General features: G+C 47.0%; 10 protein-coding genes. 5 read left to right on the forward strand and 5 right to left on the reverse strand.

Going from position 1 to position 15,836, the window contains the following annotated elements; all coding sequences use genetic code 11:
- Nucleotides 1–430: 430 nt before the first annotated feature.
- Both AB9P05_RS16350 and AB9P05_RS16355 read left to right on the forward strand, forming a co-directional pair.
- On the forward strand, nt 431–2,518 hold the full coding sequence (locus AB9P05_RS16350; protein ID WP_371909903.1) for a TonB-dependent receptor plug domain-containing protein: 2,088 nt from the start codon (nt 431–433) through the stop codon (nt 2,516–2,518).
- 764 nt (nt 2,519–3,282) lie between these two features.
- The gene (locus AB9P05_RS16355) at nt 3,283–4,206 is read left to right on the forward strand and encodes a hypothetical protein (protein WP_371909904.1); all 924 of its coding nucleotides are present in this window, start codon (nt 3,283–3,285) and stop codon (nt 4,204–4,206) included.
- A gap of 16 nt (nt 4,207–4,222) precedes the next feature.
- Here AB9P05_RS16355 and AB9P05_RS16360 read toward each other — a convergent pair whose 3' ends face one another.
- Entirely contained in the window at nt 4,223–5,482 is a 1,260-nt protein-coding gene (locus tag AB9P05_RS16360; protein WP_371909905.1) for a hypothetical protein, read from the reverse strand.
- Nucleotides 5,463–5,738, reverse strand: coding sequence for an STAS domain-containing protein (locus AB9P05_RS16365; RefSeq protein ID WP_371909906.1), 276 nt, complete (start codon nt 5,736–5,738; stop codon nt 5,463–5,465). Before AB9P05_RS16365 ends, AB9P05_RS16360 begins: the two co-directional genes overlap by 20 nt.
- A 233-nt stretch (nt 5,739–5,971) precedes the next feature.
- On the opposite strand from AB9P05_RS16365, the gene AB9P05_RS16370 reads away from it, so the two are divergent.
- Together AB9P05_RS16370 and AB9P05_RS16375 are read left to right on the forward strand one after the other, a co-directional pair.
- The gene (locus AB9P05_RS16370; RefSeq protein WP_371909907.1) at nt 5,972–8,038 is read left to right on the forward strand and encodes a tetratricopeptide repeat protein; all 2,067 of its coding nucleotides are present in this window, start codon (nt 5,972–5,974) and stop codon (nt 8,036–8,038) included.
- 37 nt (nt 8,039–8,075) lie between these two features.
- Entirely contained in the window at nt 8,076–10,514 is a 2,439-nt protein-coding gene (locus AB9P05_RS16375) for a DUF4114 domain-containing protein (RefSeq protein ID WP_371909908.1), read from the forward strand.
- A 301-nt stretch (nt 10,515–10,815) separates the two neighbouring features.
- Here AB9P05_RS16375 and AB9P05_RS16380 read toward each other — a convergent pair whose 3' ends face one another.
- Genes AB9P05_RS16380 through AB9P05_RS16390 form a run of 3 tightly spaced genes read right to left on the reverse strand, consistent with a single transcriptional unit; the run spans nt 10,816 to nt 14,602 of the window.
- Complete coding sequence (locus AB9P05_RS16380; protein ID WP_371909909.1) at nt 10,816–11,541, reverse strand: LytR/AlgR family response regulator transcription factor; 726 nt, start codon at nt 11,539–11,541, stop codon at nt 10,816–10,818.
- Complete coding sequence (locus AB9P05_RS16385) at nt 11,542–13,521, reverse strand: PAS domain S-box protein (RefSeq protein ID WP_371909910.1); 1,980 nt, start codon at nt 13,519–13,521, stop codon at nt 11,542–11,544.
- A gap of 1 nt (nt 13,522) precedes the next feature.
- Complete coding sequence (locus AB9P05_RS16390; protein WP_371909911.1) at nt 13,523–14,602, reverse strand: FIST signal transduction protein; 1,080 nt, start codon at nt 14,600–14,602, stop codon at nt 13,523–13,525.
- 370 nt (nt 14,603–14,972) lie between these two features.
- Between AB9P05_RS16390 and AB9P05_RS16395 the strand changes: the two genes are divergently transcribed.
- Nucleotides 14,973–15,833, forward strand: a complete 861-nt coding sequence (locus AB9P05_RS16395; protein ID WP_371909912.1) for a substrate-binding domain-containing protein — start codon at nt 14,973–14,975, stop codon at nt 15,831–15,833.
- Nucleotides 15,834–15,836 lie beyond the last annotated feature (3 nt).

Below are 15,836 nucleotides of genomic sequence, written 5' to 3' on the forward strand. Positions count from 1 at the left end.
TTAGGATCCTTATTTTTTTGCGGATATTATTCAAAAATATATCAGAATAGTACTTAAGTTGTTTGCTTTAAGAATCGGGGTTTTTACCGCGGCCAACTCTCACTACGTTTGTAAAAAATACGTTGGAAGTTTTCTCAATACGGCCTGCAACCATTTAAGTCTTCAATCAGCAGGTTTCCGCCGGAATGTGCCAGCCCATCGTATTTATCACTCTATTGGAAGATGGAGAGTGTGAGGTGATCAGAGATGTTGATCCGCCATTTATCACATTTTAAAGTCTTTATTTTCTAATAAGAGCGGTATCAGTTCAGCCAGCTTAGGTATTTGATTTTAGTTTTTTCGTGTTATCAGGCCTGGGAGGTGTGATGCATCGATTGGTGCGATCCTTCTGCAAAAATGGGCAGCGTAACCTAAATATTAACAGTAACCAATGATGACTAACTATTACCGTTCACTTGTGAAAGCTCTGGGTATAGGGACCTTAGCCCTCGGTAGTGTATCTGCTTTTGCCCAGGATAGCGATATGGACCTTTATGAATTGTCGCTGGAGGAGTTGATGAACGTGGAGATCGTATCAGCGACAAAAAAGTCGGAATCTCTTTTTGAAGCGCCGGTTTCGAGCTACTCTATTAGCCGCGATGAGATTGCCCAATCGGGGGTGACATCGATTCCGGAGGCTTTGCGGCTATGTCCGGGTGTCATTGTCCGGGAAATGACTAACGGCAATTATGATGTGCATCTGCGCGGCCTGGAAAATACGGCCCGTTACACTAACACGGTAGACCAGCAAAATAAGTTAACGCTGGTAATGATTGACAACCGCCCGGTATTCAATTATGAGCAGGGGGGGACATTTTGGGAATTTCTGCCGGTGGATCTGATCGATGTGGAGCGGATCGAGATTGTGCGTGGACCGGCGGCCCCATTGTTTGGGCCTAATGCGGTAACAGGCGTAATCAATATCATTACCCGTCATGCTGAAAAGAAAGGTTTGTATACTTCTGCAAATGCCCAGATAGCTCCTGGCCAAACGTCAGTAGGTAATCTGGCGCTGGGCTATGGCTTTAGTGATAAGCTGACCATAACCTTATCGGGCAATTACCAAAACCGGGACCGGTTTGACGATGAGTATTATATCATATCTGATGATGCATACTCCTCAGATCTGGATGAACTGGCAGACGCAGACCTGCTTTATCCTGACCCTGCTCTGGCTCAGGAAAAGTTTGGTGTGAATGCTTTTGTAAATTATAAGGCTAACGAAAATGCAGGGATTGAATTTTCTGCGGGCCTGCAGGATGCAGACGGACAAAAAGCTTACCTGAGTGCCAGTGCGCCTACGTTGGTAACGGGCAACGGAGGATCGACGAAGTATGCTAATCTGGCGGCAAGGTTTTATGGGCTAAACGCAAGGCTCTCGCACAATTCCGGCGATTACTATTTAGTAAAGGAAGCCCAGCCGGGTGCGACTCTGGTAGAATATAAGGTTAATGATGCGGTGTTAGAATATGAATGGGAGATTAATGAAAAAATAAGCTTCCGTCCCGGCTTAAACTTTCAGCATGTGGACTACCTGGTGAATGACTCTTTAAATTCTGAAATTAACAACTATGCGGGCTCTTTACAGGGGGACTTTAAGCCTGCTGAAAACTGGCGTGTCATTGCTGCGGGGCGCATAGATAAGTTTAATTCACTGGATAAGCCTTATTTCTCTTACCAATTGGCTACAACTTACACCATCAAAGACAAATACGTGATCCGAGCTGCTCAATCACGTTCTTCTAACAGCCTTTTCTGGGCTACCACTGCGCTTTCATCTTCGGGTGAGGAACTGGACCTGACTTCTGTTACTATGACTGAACTTGGCTTCAGGGCTCAGCTTACGCCGAACCTGTCCATAGATGCGGACTTGTTCCGCCAACAGTTGGAAGATATGAGCCTGTTCCTGCTGACGGACTTTGATCTGACCACAAACCCTATTACGGTAGAAGTGGGCTACAAAAACTTACCTCTTAAAGCCATTCAATATGGTATGACTTTGTCGGCAAACTACGTGCCGACGAGCAGGATTCAGTTAAAGCCTTTTATTACGATTCAGAAGACGGAGGTAAAAGACAGACCACTAGGCTTTAATGCACTGGATACTGATCCGGTATTTAACCCTTATAACATCTATACCACGGTGGATGAGGACCAGGAAAGCACGCCTTCGGTATATGGGGGACTGTATGCTAACTACCGCGTTTCTCAAAAGTGGAATGTAAACCTGAGCTCATACTTCTTCAGTGCGCATACACTCTTTAATGAGATCGACTTGCAGCGGGAAGGCGAATCTGCCGTAGGCGTAGGCCAGATTGATGGCAAGGCCCTTATCAATGCCAAAGTTTCCTATCAGGTAGTGGATAAGCTGAATCTATATATAAACGGAAGGAACCTGCTGGGAGGCGAGAGCCGTGAGTTTTACGGCACAGACCGCACTGGAAGGTCTGTATTGTTCGGAGCGAGCTATAATTTCTAATCCTAACCCAATTCTGTAAAGTACCACTTCCGGCCCATAGGGAGTGGTCTTTTTTCTAAAAATCCGATAGCTCGGACTGTTGCTATATCTAAAATGGATTGGCTCCCACCTGAAAAGGTATTTTTGTTTTTTTTACATGTTGGTGTTTAGTGCATACCCTGTCCGCTGGTAAGTGGGCGGGGTTGTTTTTTTTGGGGTGTATGGTAGGGTGCGTATCATATGATGGGTATGGTCTTAAATAATTTTTTATTAAGCAAATTGGTTTCGTCCATCTGGGACTGTTTTGCGGGTGGTGGCTACCGGGGTTTCGTCCTGCTGGGAGTGGTTTTTCAAAAGCATGGGGTCTATGAATGGTTTACTTGTTTAGAACCTCTTCCTTATTAGTGCGAAAGGATAAAAACCATCCATTACAAGTCCATTCCTGAAGAAACCTTCCTTATCAAACTATGAACTTACTCTATAAACCCTACATAAGGCATCATATAGCCGGCGAGAGGTAGGAATTGTAGGATCTCATGCCATTTTTCTATGAATAATACCAATATGGAAGATGAAGGGTGGGTGACTAAAGCCTATGGAATAGGTACAGGATATCTATAGAAAAGGTATGGGATAGGTAAAGGCTGGTAAATGGGTATAATACAACTAATGGGAGAAAGGCTATGGGTTAAGTAGGGCTTATACTTGGTTGGGATCTTACTCTGAAGGTGATGAAAAGGGGGGTGGTGGTTACTTTTACGAGTACTAAAAAAGAGCGGAACCTTATGGCAGTAATAGAAAGAAACCCTTGGATATCAGGTGCGAGCGGCATGGTGATGGACGAGGTCGTGTACCGGCAGCGGGCGGGCAAAACGATCTTATCGGCAAAGCCACGGAAGTCTTTAAAGCCTGCTTCTGAAAAGCAGAAACAGCACAGGGAGCGATTCCGGGAGGCTTCCCGCTACGCTAAAGCGGCGGCTAAGCATGGGGTAAAAGGTGCTTTGTATGCGGAACAGGCTGACGGCTTTAACTCTGCTTATAATATCGCGCTGAAGGATTACCTGGTGGCCCCGGTGATACATGGGTTTGACCTTAAGGGATTTAGAGGTCGCAAGGGTGACAGGGTGGGTATCTATGCAGAGGATAACTTCAGGGTGGCGGAGCTGAGGGTGTGGGTATTGAACGCGGCGGGGGAGGTATTGACTACTGGGGAGGCGGAGGAGGTGATGAATAACAGGTACTTCAGTTACCGGGTACTCACAGGTATGCCAGCAGGAGAGGGCCTTACGCTGAGGGCGGAAGCAAAGGACCATGCGGGTAATGTGACGGTGCGCGAAGAAGCGATAGGGTGTTTTGAGCGGAGCAGGCCGACGCCGGTTATTCGGAAGATGGTGAATGGCTTTCTGATGCTGGCGGTGTTGCTGCTGACGGCTTGCGGTGGTGCCGGAAAGCCGATGACAACAGTGCAGGGGTATGCAGTGAGTTATATGTTTACCGGGGAGATGTATGATGAAGCACAGGGAGCTGAGGTGCAGACTGGACTGTTACTGATTAGAAGTACGCATACGCGTTTTTTCATCGGTACCCGAAAGCGAGACTGGTGCTGCAAGCATGAGGGGGATTTTGTCGTATGGGTAGGGGGGAGGTATTTTGACACTCTTACAAATAAAAGCCGCCCGCCTTTCGGCGAACGGCCCACATTAACCTAACCTAAACGCGAAAATATTATATGGTCTTTCGTATGCGGATAAAGTAGAGCATCTGTATACTGAGTAGCACGGCCATGGAGATGATCTGGACCAGCAGTATCTGACCGAAGGAATCGTGAAACTCTGTATAAAGGGCCATCTGTACCACCGCTACACCGGCGGCGAGCATAACGGCAGGGTATTTATCGAGGGTAAGGCTGAGGTATATAAACATATTGGCCAGGGCAAACAGGCTGGTGGCGAGGGCGTACATCCAGAGGTAAGGGGCAATGGGAAGGTAGGCTTCTCCAAACAAAAGCGTGACGGCTACTTCCGGAAAGAGGTAACTTGCTGCCGTAGTGCCTACACAAAAGGCTGATATATAGGCTACATACTGGTAGAAAGTCCCTAAAAAAGCTTCGCCACGCTTACGTTTGTTAAGGATACCAGGGACCATAATCATCACGACCATCCAGGTGATGAAGTATATCATGCGGCCTACCAGTGCCATAGAGGTATACAGACCGGCCATGGTTTGGTCAAAGTAGTGTTTAACGAGCAGCATATCTCCGTAGTTGATCATGATCTGTACTACCTCATACCCGGCTGTAACGCTGAAGAAGGTAAGGATTCCCCTGCGTAATGCCGGTGATAGGGTGTATACTAAAGTAGGTTTGGGTAAGCGCCCGAGGTGGGTAAAGAGCAGCCCGGCACATACGGACAGTAGTATGGAAAAGGATATGCTCACGCCGGTGATATTCAGTGAAAGCACTAACACAATGGTGGTTAGGATGCGTGCGACCATTTCTGCCAGGTAGGAGCCTGACAGCATATAGAAGTGCTCTGAGGCCTGCAGGCTGCCGCGGCTCACGCTCATGGAAAAGTAGAGCGGAAGGCAAAGGGCAAAACTGCATAGTGAAAGTATCCCGTTCATGTGAAAGAATTTGCTCAGGGGAACAGAGAACAGGATGAGCAGCGAAGCACAGAGGATGCCGCTGTATATGGCTATCTTGCTTAACCAGTGGACGGAGGGACTTCTTTCTGTTTCGGGCAACTCTGCTTTGAACTTGGTGGTGGTGATCTGGAAGGTCATACCCAGGAAGGAGAATACGAGCAGCAGGGTAATGAGCAGGCCTGCCACTGCAAACTCTCCTGGCCCCAGCCACCTGCCCAGCATAATATTATAGAGGTAGTTGCCACCGTTTACCACCATGGAGCTGAGCATAAACACTCTTGCAGGGCTAAATAGTGTGGCTGTAAGGCTGCCGATGTTACGTTTATTTGCTATAGAATACATGGCTGAAGTGGGTTTTGGTGATCAGATCTTTTACACGGGGGGCGTGGCAGTTGGTAAAGCGGACGCTTTTACCCATGCGCCGTAGTTTTACATATAATACGATCAGTGAGTTGAAGGTGGCGAGGTTTATGGTGTCTACATCTTCAAGGTCTATTGTTATACTGCTTGACTCTCTGGAGCGGCTCACAATCACTTCGTTCAGATAGTCCATATCAGAGGGACGGTCGAGGGTAATGGCTTTTATTTCAAGATTCATGTTCGTGGGTGTTTGATGTATGGTCGATATTACGGTGCTTTTCCCTCTTGTATTATATATAATAGGTTATATGCCGCACATCCGGGCCGGATGGTATAAAAGGGGCTTTAAGCTAACTTCAACAGGCGATTTTCCATTCGACCTGTAAAAACTTCCATTCACCGCATTCCTGAAAATTCCTTTACGCTGTATCCTACTTTTATCATACCGAACGAAGAAAACCGGATATAGCTATGAGAAAGCTTTGTACATCACTACTTACTATCTGCCTGAGCGCGATCCTGTACACTGCAGGAGCGCAGGATATGCATGAGGGTTTTGCCATGCTGGAGAAGGGGGACTTTAAAAAGGCCGAGGCATTCTTCGGTAAGTTCCTGAGCCAACACCCTGGAAATAAAACGGCTACGATATGCTACGGGAGGGCTACTGGCCTGAATGGCAATACTGAAAAGGCACTTGACTTGTTTGAGGGTCTGCTTGAGGAAAATCCTGAGGACATGGAAGTACTGTTGAACCAGGCGGAAGCACACTTATGGAACAAAGACGGTAAAAAGGCACTGGCTGCTTATGGTCATATACTGGAGAAAGAACCGGGGGCTTTTGCGGGCTATCTGGGCATGGCGAACAGTCATTCTATGCTGCAGGATTATGCAAGGGCTTATCATTTCATAAACCTGGCGCTGGCTGCTTCGCCGGGTAACGGACAGGCGGCTATTTCTAAGAAATTCATCATCCTGGGATTTGCGGATCAGTTGGCTGCACAGAAGCAGGAGACTGACAGTGCTCTTGTGCTGCTCCAGGAAAATCTGCATGCTGACCCGGCTGACCAGCAGACTTTGCAACTAAAGGCTACTGTACATCTTATCGCGGGAGAATTTGAGGAGGCTGAGAGGACATATGCTTCTTTGGAAAATAAGGAGGCTGCACTGAAAGGTCGCTCGGTGGCTCTGCACCTCCTGGAGGAAGATGCTGCCGCTCTGGATCTGGCGACGGAACTTAAAGGCTCTGCATGCACAGAGGATACGGGGAGCTGTCTGCAGGCTCAATTACATTATGTAACGGCTCTACTGTGGAATAACAAGCTGTCTGAAGCGGGCGAATATGCGGACTCTCTCTACAGACAATATCCTGAAGAGGATGAGATATTGGTGACTAAAGCACAGGTAGCGACTTACTTCGGTGATTTTAAGAAGGCGAATGGGCTGTTTGAGGCTTATCTGGAGGGTGACCCGGCTTCTTTTGCGGGTAACCTGGGTAATGCGGATGCGCTCCATGCGCTGGGTATGGACCAGCAGGCTTATGCTTATGGATTTAAAACGCTGCAGTACTATCCGGGCCAGAAAGATGCGGGTGCTTTTATCGAAAAGCTCAATGAGGTGCACAGCCCTAAGGCAGAAGGGTGGTATGAAAACGGTCAGTCGAGTGACGGCAGTTATAACCACCGCGCCAGGCTAAGCGGGCAGTTCAGCCTGAACGGGCTTACTCATGTGCGAATGCATTATATGCATAATGAATACTTGTCTGAGAATAACAGGGGCGGTGTAAACGGGCAGGGTGTCTTTGGGGAGGTGCGCAGACAATTTGATAAGGGCATACAACTGAGAGCTAAGGTCGGCTATTATGTCCTGCAACCGGATAGCAGCGTTGCTGAAGATGAACACGATTCTGGTTACGGACATAGCCTGGCTGACATTTCGCTGCACTGGCAGCTAAGTAAGGTACAGAACCTTACGGTGGGCTACTACTCGGAGGTGCAAGACTTTAACCAGGCACTGGTGGCTCAGGATCTTAAGGCGCATCACGTGGTGGTAAAGAATGCTATGTTCTGGAAAATACCCCGCCTGGGCTGGTATAGCGAAGCGTACACCAGCCGCTTTACGGATGGCAATAAACGCTTTCTCGCCTTTACTTCTGTATACCGAAACCTGACGAAAAAACCTTTGGTAAAGGCTGGGCTGAATTATCTGTTCATGTCTTTTGCTGAAACCAAACCCGAAAACTACTATAGTCCTAAAAGCTATCATCAACCGGAGCTTTTTGCAGGTCTTACGCATAGTGGTGACAAGTTTAAGCTACAGGTAGATGCGGCGGGTGGCCTGCAGTTCAGTGATGGTATTGAGCAACCTACCTGGCGTATAAAAGCGTCTGCTTCTCATACTTTCGGTAACCTGGAGGCGGAGTTGACGGCGGGACACAGCAGCATTTCGGCTGTATCGGTGGCTGGATTTTCTTATAGCCACATAGGCGTAAGACTGGCCTACAGGCTCAGCCCCAAGCCCTTTTTCTTCGATAAACTGTAAACCTACACAAGCCTTTTCTGAAAAAACACGATCGATTATGAAGAAATTTATCTACACCCTCATTTTCAGTATGCTGAGTATAGCAGGGTATGCACAATACCAATACATGGGCACTTTTGATGCCAATGGTGTGCCTGATTATCTCGACGGACGAGATCAGATTTCCGACAAATTGCTGGCTGATATAAGTGCCTCGCTTCCGGAATCGTACCCCGTACCTGAATACAATCCGCATTACATTTCCTCAGGATATGATACTGATATAAAGCTGCAGGAAACAGCTGATATATGGGTCACTTTTGTGAAAGAGGGTGCAGGCTATAAAAATGTATTGGGCTACTACACGTATGATCTGTCTGCACCTTACACAACGTCGCCCGCTCAGGAAGATATCACGATTATCTTCCCGAATGTGTCGGAAGGAGGTAGCGGAGGCGGACTGTTTGTAGGCGACAGGGTGAAACTCGGCAGATTCCCTGCTAATACCGGGATAGGATGGGTGCTTATTGCGGATGGCTGGAAAGGGGCGGAGACGGGGGTTACGGATGGGAACTGGGTGCTTTTCTCAAATCCTGATTTCAACCCGGAAAGTAATGAGAGCGACCGTTTTCATAATGTCTTGCTTCATGATGCGCAGGAGAATGTTATTGTGTTAGGTTTTGAAGATATTCGAAGAGATCTGGCGAGTTGCGACCAGGACTTTAATGATGCTCTTTTTTATGTCACTGCTTCGACTGAAACAGCGATTGTGACAAGTAACCTGACTCAGATAACTGATAGCAAGAGTGAGGTATCTTCAGGAAATAACGGGGGGCTGGAGAGTAACGGGGGGCTAGCTTCTGCTATTGCCAAAAGGAATTTTACCCGTAAAAAAGAGCAAAGCGAGAAGAATGAACGGAAGGTTCAGGCTAGATTCATCAAGGGGCTTAACAACCGTATGGAGGGTGATACGCGTCTTTCTGATTATCTGCCTGCAGAGGGTCTTTATGATAATGAAGTAGCCTACATGTCCAGTCCCGAAGACCTGGTACAGCTTACGAATGCGACTGATGTATTCGCTATTGATTACTATGCGGATGAAAGCAGGGTATCCGCTGCACTGGCGCTGGAAACGGATGGAGAGGTGTATAACCACACAAAGGCTATCTGCGACAGGCTGAATGGCGGGGTGCTCTCTGATATCCGCTATGCCTCTCTTAACGGGGTAAAGGTGATTTACGCCCATATCGTGAACGGGGATGGTAATAGGGAGTACGCCTGCTGGTTTTCGATCAGGCAAAACGGAGGAGCTAATGAGGTGTACAGTCTGTGGGAACTGGACCGCTACCCGGCGGGGGATTATCATAACTTTCAGATTTGGGCTTCCTCACCAGGCCGGGTATTCAGGATAGCGGGATACATTCTCGCTAAAGCGGGTGCAGAGGCAAGGTTACATCAGCCTCAAGGGCAGCATGTGCTACCGGCAGTATTTGTACAAAAAGGGGGCTATGAGGGTGGCAGACTTACCTTATCGATGAATAACAGCAGTGGTGCGGATCGTATACACTTCCGTGCGAGGCTTAGAAGAACGGAGCTGGGTGCTGAGGAGCAGGTTTCATATATCATTCCTCTTTCCGGCCAGGCTGTGGAAACTGTAGAGGTGGACCTGGGGTATCTCTTTGACGTAGGATTCGAGATTAGCACTGATGGCGGTCAAACGAGTGACCATATGTACCTGGCGGATGGGGCCTGGGGTGTAGATTATAACTCAGGGTGGAGCACTGTCCATTCGTTTGATATACGCCCTGTATCATCAGAGCCGATGGGGGGAGAGTATATGATAGAGCGAGGCTTCGAACTGAGGGGTAGAAGTACGGATGTGATCAATGTGTTCCGTAATCTGAAGGCGGGGCACAGTGTGGTTAATATTGAAGATTACCGAAGTCTGCGTTTTGATATTCGTGCTTCTCATCCGGTACAGGTGAGCCTGGTGTCGCCGGATCTGAAGGACTGGCAGAGTCGTTTTGTAAAGACGGTTGAAGCCTCTGCAAACAGGGTGACGGTGGTACTGGATCTGGCGTCTTTTCAGCAGGCAGATGGTGGTTCTGACGGGTTGCCCAAGGTTCTTCAGAGTATGGTGTTTTCTCACGTGCATAGTGAGGGGCAGTCTGAAGAGGTTGAAATGGAGGTGTCAGGGATCGCTTTCAGTAGTGAGCCTGCCCGTGCAGGGGGGCTTGAGGATGGTATTTGGTCAGATGAGCCGGGGATATATCCTAACCCTGCAGCTGACAGGGTCACTATACAACTGCCTGGGGAGCGTACCGGAGAGGGGACCATCACTATCTTAGATATGGGGGGTAACGTAGTAAAAGAGTTTGAATACGGAAGAGATATGGAGGATGAGGTCTCGCTGGATCTGGAGCTGCCAGCGGCAGTCTATATGATAAGAGTAAGTGAAGTGATGAATGTTTGGTTGAAAAGGCTTGTGGTAAGGTGACTTGCCCTGCCTCTGCTGTTAAAGCCTGTCTGCTCTGCGGATGGGCTTTTTTTGTTTTTGGAAAGGTGATAATGGCAGGTCAATCTTGTTTGGGAACAAGGTGCAGGGGACTTCCTGTGGTGAAACATAAGCCATTTATTACCGGCCTCTGAAGGCGGGTCCTCTGCCAGGAGTATGAGAGGAATTTGGTGGGGAATGGTTACTCCGGGGGGGGGGTAAAGTGAAGGATTGTTTTAAAATAGAAAGGGGAAAGGCACTTTTGCCTTTCCCACCTTAATATGCTGAGTTTTATTTGATAAGGTTATATGGTGTTTAGCCGCTTAAGCAGGTTAGGCTTTTGTCCGCGGCTTATGGGAATGACCTGCTCTTTTATGAGGAGGTTGTTTTCTTCTATGTCTACTACCTTATCTATATTCACTATGTAGGAACGGTGCACTTTCACAAACTTTTGGGGATCCAGTTTCTCCTCTACGTTTTTAAAGGTGGTGTGTACCACGTATCCTTTTTGCTCGGTTTTAAAAACGGCATAATCTCCTTTTGCCTCTACATAGAGTATATCATCCATGGCTACACGTACCAGTCGGGAGTTGCTTTTTATGAACAGGCTGGATTGGTTGAATACTCCTTCATCCTCTGCCTTAAGGTTTTTCAGATTTGCATGGTTCTGGACAGCGATCTCGATCCCTGCATTGATTTCCTTCATGCTGTATGGTTTCACAATATAGCCGTATGGGCTGTGTACAGCGGCTTTTTCTATTGTTTCCTTATCGGCAAAGGCGGTGGTGAAAATAAAGGGTATTTTATAATTATTTTTTAATTGTTCGGCTACCTCTATTCCTGATTTATCTCCTCTTAGCTGTATGTCGACAAGGGCAAGTTGAATATCTTTAGTTTCCAGTTCCTTTATGGCGACTTCATAACTATCGGCCACCCCTGCCACATTATGGTTCAGTATTTCAAGCATTTCGGAGAGTGAAGCTGCAATATTAGAGTCGTCTTCTATGATTAGTATATTGTATCCGTTCATTTATTTAACTGGTTTAATTGGAAAATGTACAGTGAAAATAGTCCCAATGCTCTCTTTACTACTAAAGGTAATAAATCCTCCGTGTAGTTTTACAAATTCTTTCACTATAGCGAGACCGAGTCCGGAGCCTTGAACGTTACCCACATTGGAGGCACGGTAAAATGTCTCGAAGAGGCGCTTCTGGTCTCTCTCCGGAATGCCTATGCCATGGTCCTTTACCATTAGTTTAACGCCTGCCTCCCCAAACTGAAGGGTGAGCTCCGGCTCTTGCCGGTCTGCAGAGTACTTATAGGCGTTCTGGACCAGATTTTCCATGATATGGGTAAACAGCTTGTGATCTATATCGAGTCTATAGGGGTCGCCTTCTACCTGGTATTTGATGGTGGGGTGTTGTGTGAGGATTTTCTTTTTTAGCAGTTCTTCTATATCTGTATCTACCGGCGCAAAGGGTACTTTGTGTGTATCCATCTGCCCAATGAGCAGGATGTTATTAATGAGTTGATGGAGTCTGTCGGCGCTCGTATCTATGCGTGATAGGTTGTTCCTGAGCCGCTTCCGGTCGAGCTCAGGCATATTTTCAAGCTGGTAATTTACCAGTTCGACATCGGTGCGAATAGTGGTGAGAGGTGTACGGAGCTCATGGCTAGTCATGCTTATAAACTGGCTTTTGAGTGTATTGAGCTCTTTTTGTTTTTCGAGGGCCTTCACCATATTTTCTCTGGACTCCTTCAGTTCGGATATGTCGCGCAAAAAGGCTGTGAAAAAGTGTTCTTCGGCATGCTTGATATGGAAAACGGTAAGTTCTATAGGGAATTCCCGCCCTGATTTATCGAGTGCTGTAATTTCGATACGGTTGTTAAGCACTGGTCCTTCTCCTGTATCAAAGAAGTTTTTCATGCCTTTCTGATGCGCGGACCTGTAATTATGAGGGATAATGGTTTCATGCAGGGCTTTTCCTATTACTTCCTCTCTGTCAAAACCAAAGGTCTTTTCGGCCTGCGGGTTCCATTGGAGGATGTTGCCGTGTTTGTCAATAGTGATTAAGGCATCGAGCGATTCACCGAAGAAGTTTTCTAACTGGGCTTCCTTAAAAGCAAATTCCTCTGCCAGCCTCTTCTGGTGTGAAATATCCAGGTGAATGCCTATGGAGCCTATGCGCTGGCCTTCTTTATTATAGTTAGGGGCCCCGCTGATGACGACCCACTTTTCGTTTCCGTTTTTATCGGTAAGTGCAATTTCGTAAGATCCGGACTTCCCCTCCAGCCGTCTTTGGGTCTGTCTTTCCATCTTTTTTTGTGCTTTATCATCCAGAAACAGCTCCTTTGCATTTTTACCTAGAATCTCGGGTAGTGACCAGCCTAGGAGATCCAGGAAGGACTGGTTTGCATGCAGGATGATGTTGTCGTTATCCACCTCGATCAGGCCGAGGCGAATATTTTCTATAATACGATGGTATTTTTCTTCCTGTGCCTTTAGTAGCTGCTCTGCTTTCTCTCTTTCTGCTATTTCTTCCTGCAGTCTGCGGTATCTCAGGCTGCTTTTTATAGACAAGGCGAGTTGATCTGCTACATCTGCCATAGGGTAGACCACTTCCGGTTTCAGCTTATCAGGATGGCTACGGCTGTAAAGTTCTATAAGCCCCAGCTCACCTAATTTTATATAGGCGTAATAGCCACGCCGCTCGTTTGATTCGAAAAGGGAGTAGGTGCCTGTACCGTAACGGTTATGGCCAAAATATTCTTTATAGACACCGGCCCTTATTCGCGATTCATGATCAAAGTGAGGCATGCTATACAGTTGCCTGAAAGTCAGGTATTTTTCCTCCTGGTTTTCCAAGAGCCATATCGCTCCGTAGTTCAGGTTCTTCCGGCTTAGTAACTTACGAATGAAGTTACCTGCCGTGGTGGCAGGGTCGTCGCTTTTGGTAATACTTAAACTAAGCTCATAGAGCAGGGACATTTGCTGGTAGGCATCATTCATTTCAATGAAAAGCTGATACGACTACAGTTTTGTTAAAAAATTCTAAATATCCATCCCCAAAGGAAGAAATTTCTCCTAATGACAAAATTCCTTTCAAATTTAACTCAGGGTTTTTATCTTTAATAACCTTTCTGATGGCTCCGATTTCACCTTTAAAGCCATCTTCCAGAAACAATACTCTGCTTATGCAGTCTGTAACAAATATATCCACCGGCTCGACGTCTGCGCAGGCTTCTGCTGCTGCCTGCCTGGCACTTTCTATTAAAACGGTGGGCTCACCCATGAGCAGGTTTACCATAGAGTATCTGGGTACTTCTCCCACACAAACGAGGCTACCGTCCTTTTTGGTCATAATCGGGTCACGCACGACATCTTCCATTCCTTCACGGTATACTCCGAATGGGAAGCCTTTGGCTATGTTAAAGAAATTGTCCCCGCTAAATGATTCTGTACTATGCTTTTGTACCTCTTGCCGGTATATTTCAAACGCGGGTTTCCAGTTTAGTTCAGCTAATACATTACCCTGAGAAGCGTTTACCTGGAATGGGCCTGCTATTTTTTTCCATCCATGTTTTACGCCCGGACTTATGCTGTTTTGAATGAAAATAAGAAGTGCGGCATCCTGGTAAAAGCCCTCATTGGTGAATATACAAGGTTTTTGTTCCAGTGTGAGAGATCCGCTACCTCCTCCGGTAAAGGTCAAGGTATCCCAATACTTTTGGTAGATGCCGTTTAGAACAGAGGGAATACCGGAGGAGAGTCCGTCGACAAATACGAAGGCGGACCTGGCACCTTCGGGTTTATCGGGGAGGTGGAATTCGGTATGGGTGCTGATATCCTGTGCCAGGGCGGTACCCAGTGCATTCGGCAGCTGACGTATAATGACGGCATCCTTGTAGTAGGCTGTATCATACAGAACGGCGGGAAACAGGCCTCCGGCTATTGCCAGGCCTTTCTCATTAGCTATTTCGATGAGGTCATTTATGCTAAGGTTGCACTCTTCGGCCACCAGTAGCACATTGAGGCAGTCCGGGGACAGACTGTCTATTATTCTTTCTTTTGCCGGGTTGGTTATTAGCATGTTGGTAGTTTAAAGGAAAGTTGAAGATACTTCAATACGTCTACGACTGTCCTAAAATATCGACGAGCTGCAGATATAAAAGGTCGAATGACATAAGACCCTGTCCATTGGAAAAAGGAACCTTTTCCTTAACAGCCATATTCAGGTCCGGGAAATAATAATGCCTCTTAACAATGACCTATCAGGAAGGGGGAGGTATACGTTTGGTCTAAATAGAAAGCCGGTGAGGGGCACCGGTTCGGTATGGGGCAGCCCTGCTATGTTAGCATTTTAATTAATGGTCTGATTTCTATATTTTTGGCGCCCTTAGAAGATGAAAATACTGAGGCATTGGGTTTCAGAATGATGAGCAGGGAGTAAATTTTTTGATATGACCTCGATTAAGATCAGGCTCGGAGGTGTGCCCGAGCATTTTAATTACCCGATTCATAAGGCGGTTAAAGAAGGGAGATTCTCAGAAGCAGGAATTGACCTGGAATGGGTTAATTGCCCTGGTGGCACGGGTCAGATGAACCAGGCACTAAGAGATGAAACCTGTGACGCTTGTATATTACTCACTGAAGGGATCATTACTGATATCCTGCGGGGAAACTCGAGCCGTATAGTGAGTGGTTATGTGAAATCTCCTTTGATATGGGGGGTGCATACGGGGGTGAAGAGTTCTGTAAGAGAGTACGATGATATATTTGACCAAACGATTGCGATCAGCCGTACAGGGTCTGGGTCTCACCTGATGCCTACGGTAGACGCACTCATGAAAGGCCGCCAGTTGCAGGAAGAGCAGTTCGTGATCGTTAATGATATAGATGGAGCGATCAAATCACTGAACGAAGGTGAAACAGATATTTTTTATTGGGAGAAGTTTACGACAAAACCTTATGTGGATGAGGGGGTGCTGAGGCGGGTAGGTGAGTTTATCACCCCATGGCCTTGTTTTATGATCGCTGCTACCGAATCTATTATAGCGAGGGAGCCTAAGGCGCTTGATAAAATGCTAAGGGTGATTCACAGGAGCTGTGAAGAGTTTATGCAAACTCCGGATGCACCAGTGCTTATAAGTGATGAATATGGGATAGCGCATAAGGACGCCAAATACTGGTTTCATGTAACGGAGTGGGCTACTGATAGCTGGGTGAGCAATAAAATGCTGCTAAGCGTGCTTTTTACTTTAAAAGAAGCAGGGATAGTGGAAGGGGATGCGGAAGGCAGAGACCTTGTGTGGGTAAGATAAGGT

Origin of the sequence: Roseivirga sp. BDSF3-8, from assembly GCF_041449215.1 — a bacterium.
Taxonomy (GTDB): domain Bacteria; phylum Bacteroidota; class Bacteroidia; order Cytophagales; family Cyclobacteriaceae; genus JBGNFV01.

Bases quoted from the DNA above. Each gene is read 5' to 3' on its own strand.
- AB9P05_RS16370 (WP_371909907.1), top strand. From the start codon at position 5,972: ATGAGAAAGCTTTGTACATCACTACTTACTATCTGCCTGAGCGCGATC.
- AB9P05_RS16375 (WP_371909908.1), top strand. From the start codon at position 8,076: ATGAAGAAATTTATCTACACCCTCATTTTCAGTATGCTGAGTATAGCA.
- AB9P05_RS16380 (WP_371909909.1), bottom strand. From the start codon at position 11,541: ATGAACGGATACAATATACTAATCATAGAAGACGACTCTAATATTGCA.
- AB9P05_RS16360 (WP_371909905.1), bottom strand. From the start codon at position 5,482: ATGTATTCTATAGCAAATAAACGTAACATCGGCAGCCTTACAGCCACA.
- AB9P05_RS16350 (WP_371909903.1), top strand. From the start codon at position 431: ATGATGACTAACTATTACCGTTCACTTGTGAAAGCTCTGGGTATAGGG.
- AB9P05_RS16385 (WP_371909910.1), bottom strand. From the start codon at position 13,521: ATGAATGATGCCTACCAGCAAATGTCCCTGCTCTATGAGCTTAGTTTA.
- AB9P05_RS16355 (WP_371909904.1), top strand. From the start codon at position 3,283: ATGGCAGTAATAGAAAGAAACCCTTGGATATCAGGTGCGAGCGGCATG.
- AB9P05_RS16365 (WP_371909906.1), bottom strand. From the start codon at position 5,738: ATGAATCTTGAAATAAAAGCCATTACCCTCGACCGTCCCTCTGATATG.
- AB9P05_RS16395 (WP_371909912.1), top strand. From the start codon at position 14,973: ATGACCTCGATTAAGATCAGGCTCGGAGGTGTGCCCGAGCATTTTAAT.
- AB9P05_RS16390 (WP_371909911.1), bottom strand. From the start codon at position 14,602: ATGCTAATAACCAACCCGGCAAAAGAAAGAATAATAGACAGTCTGTCC.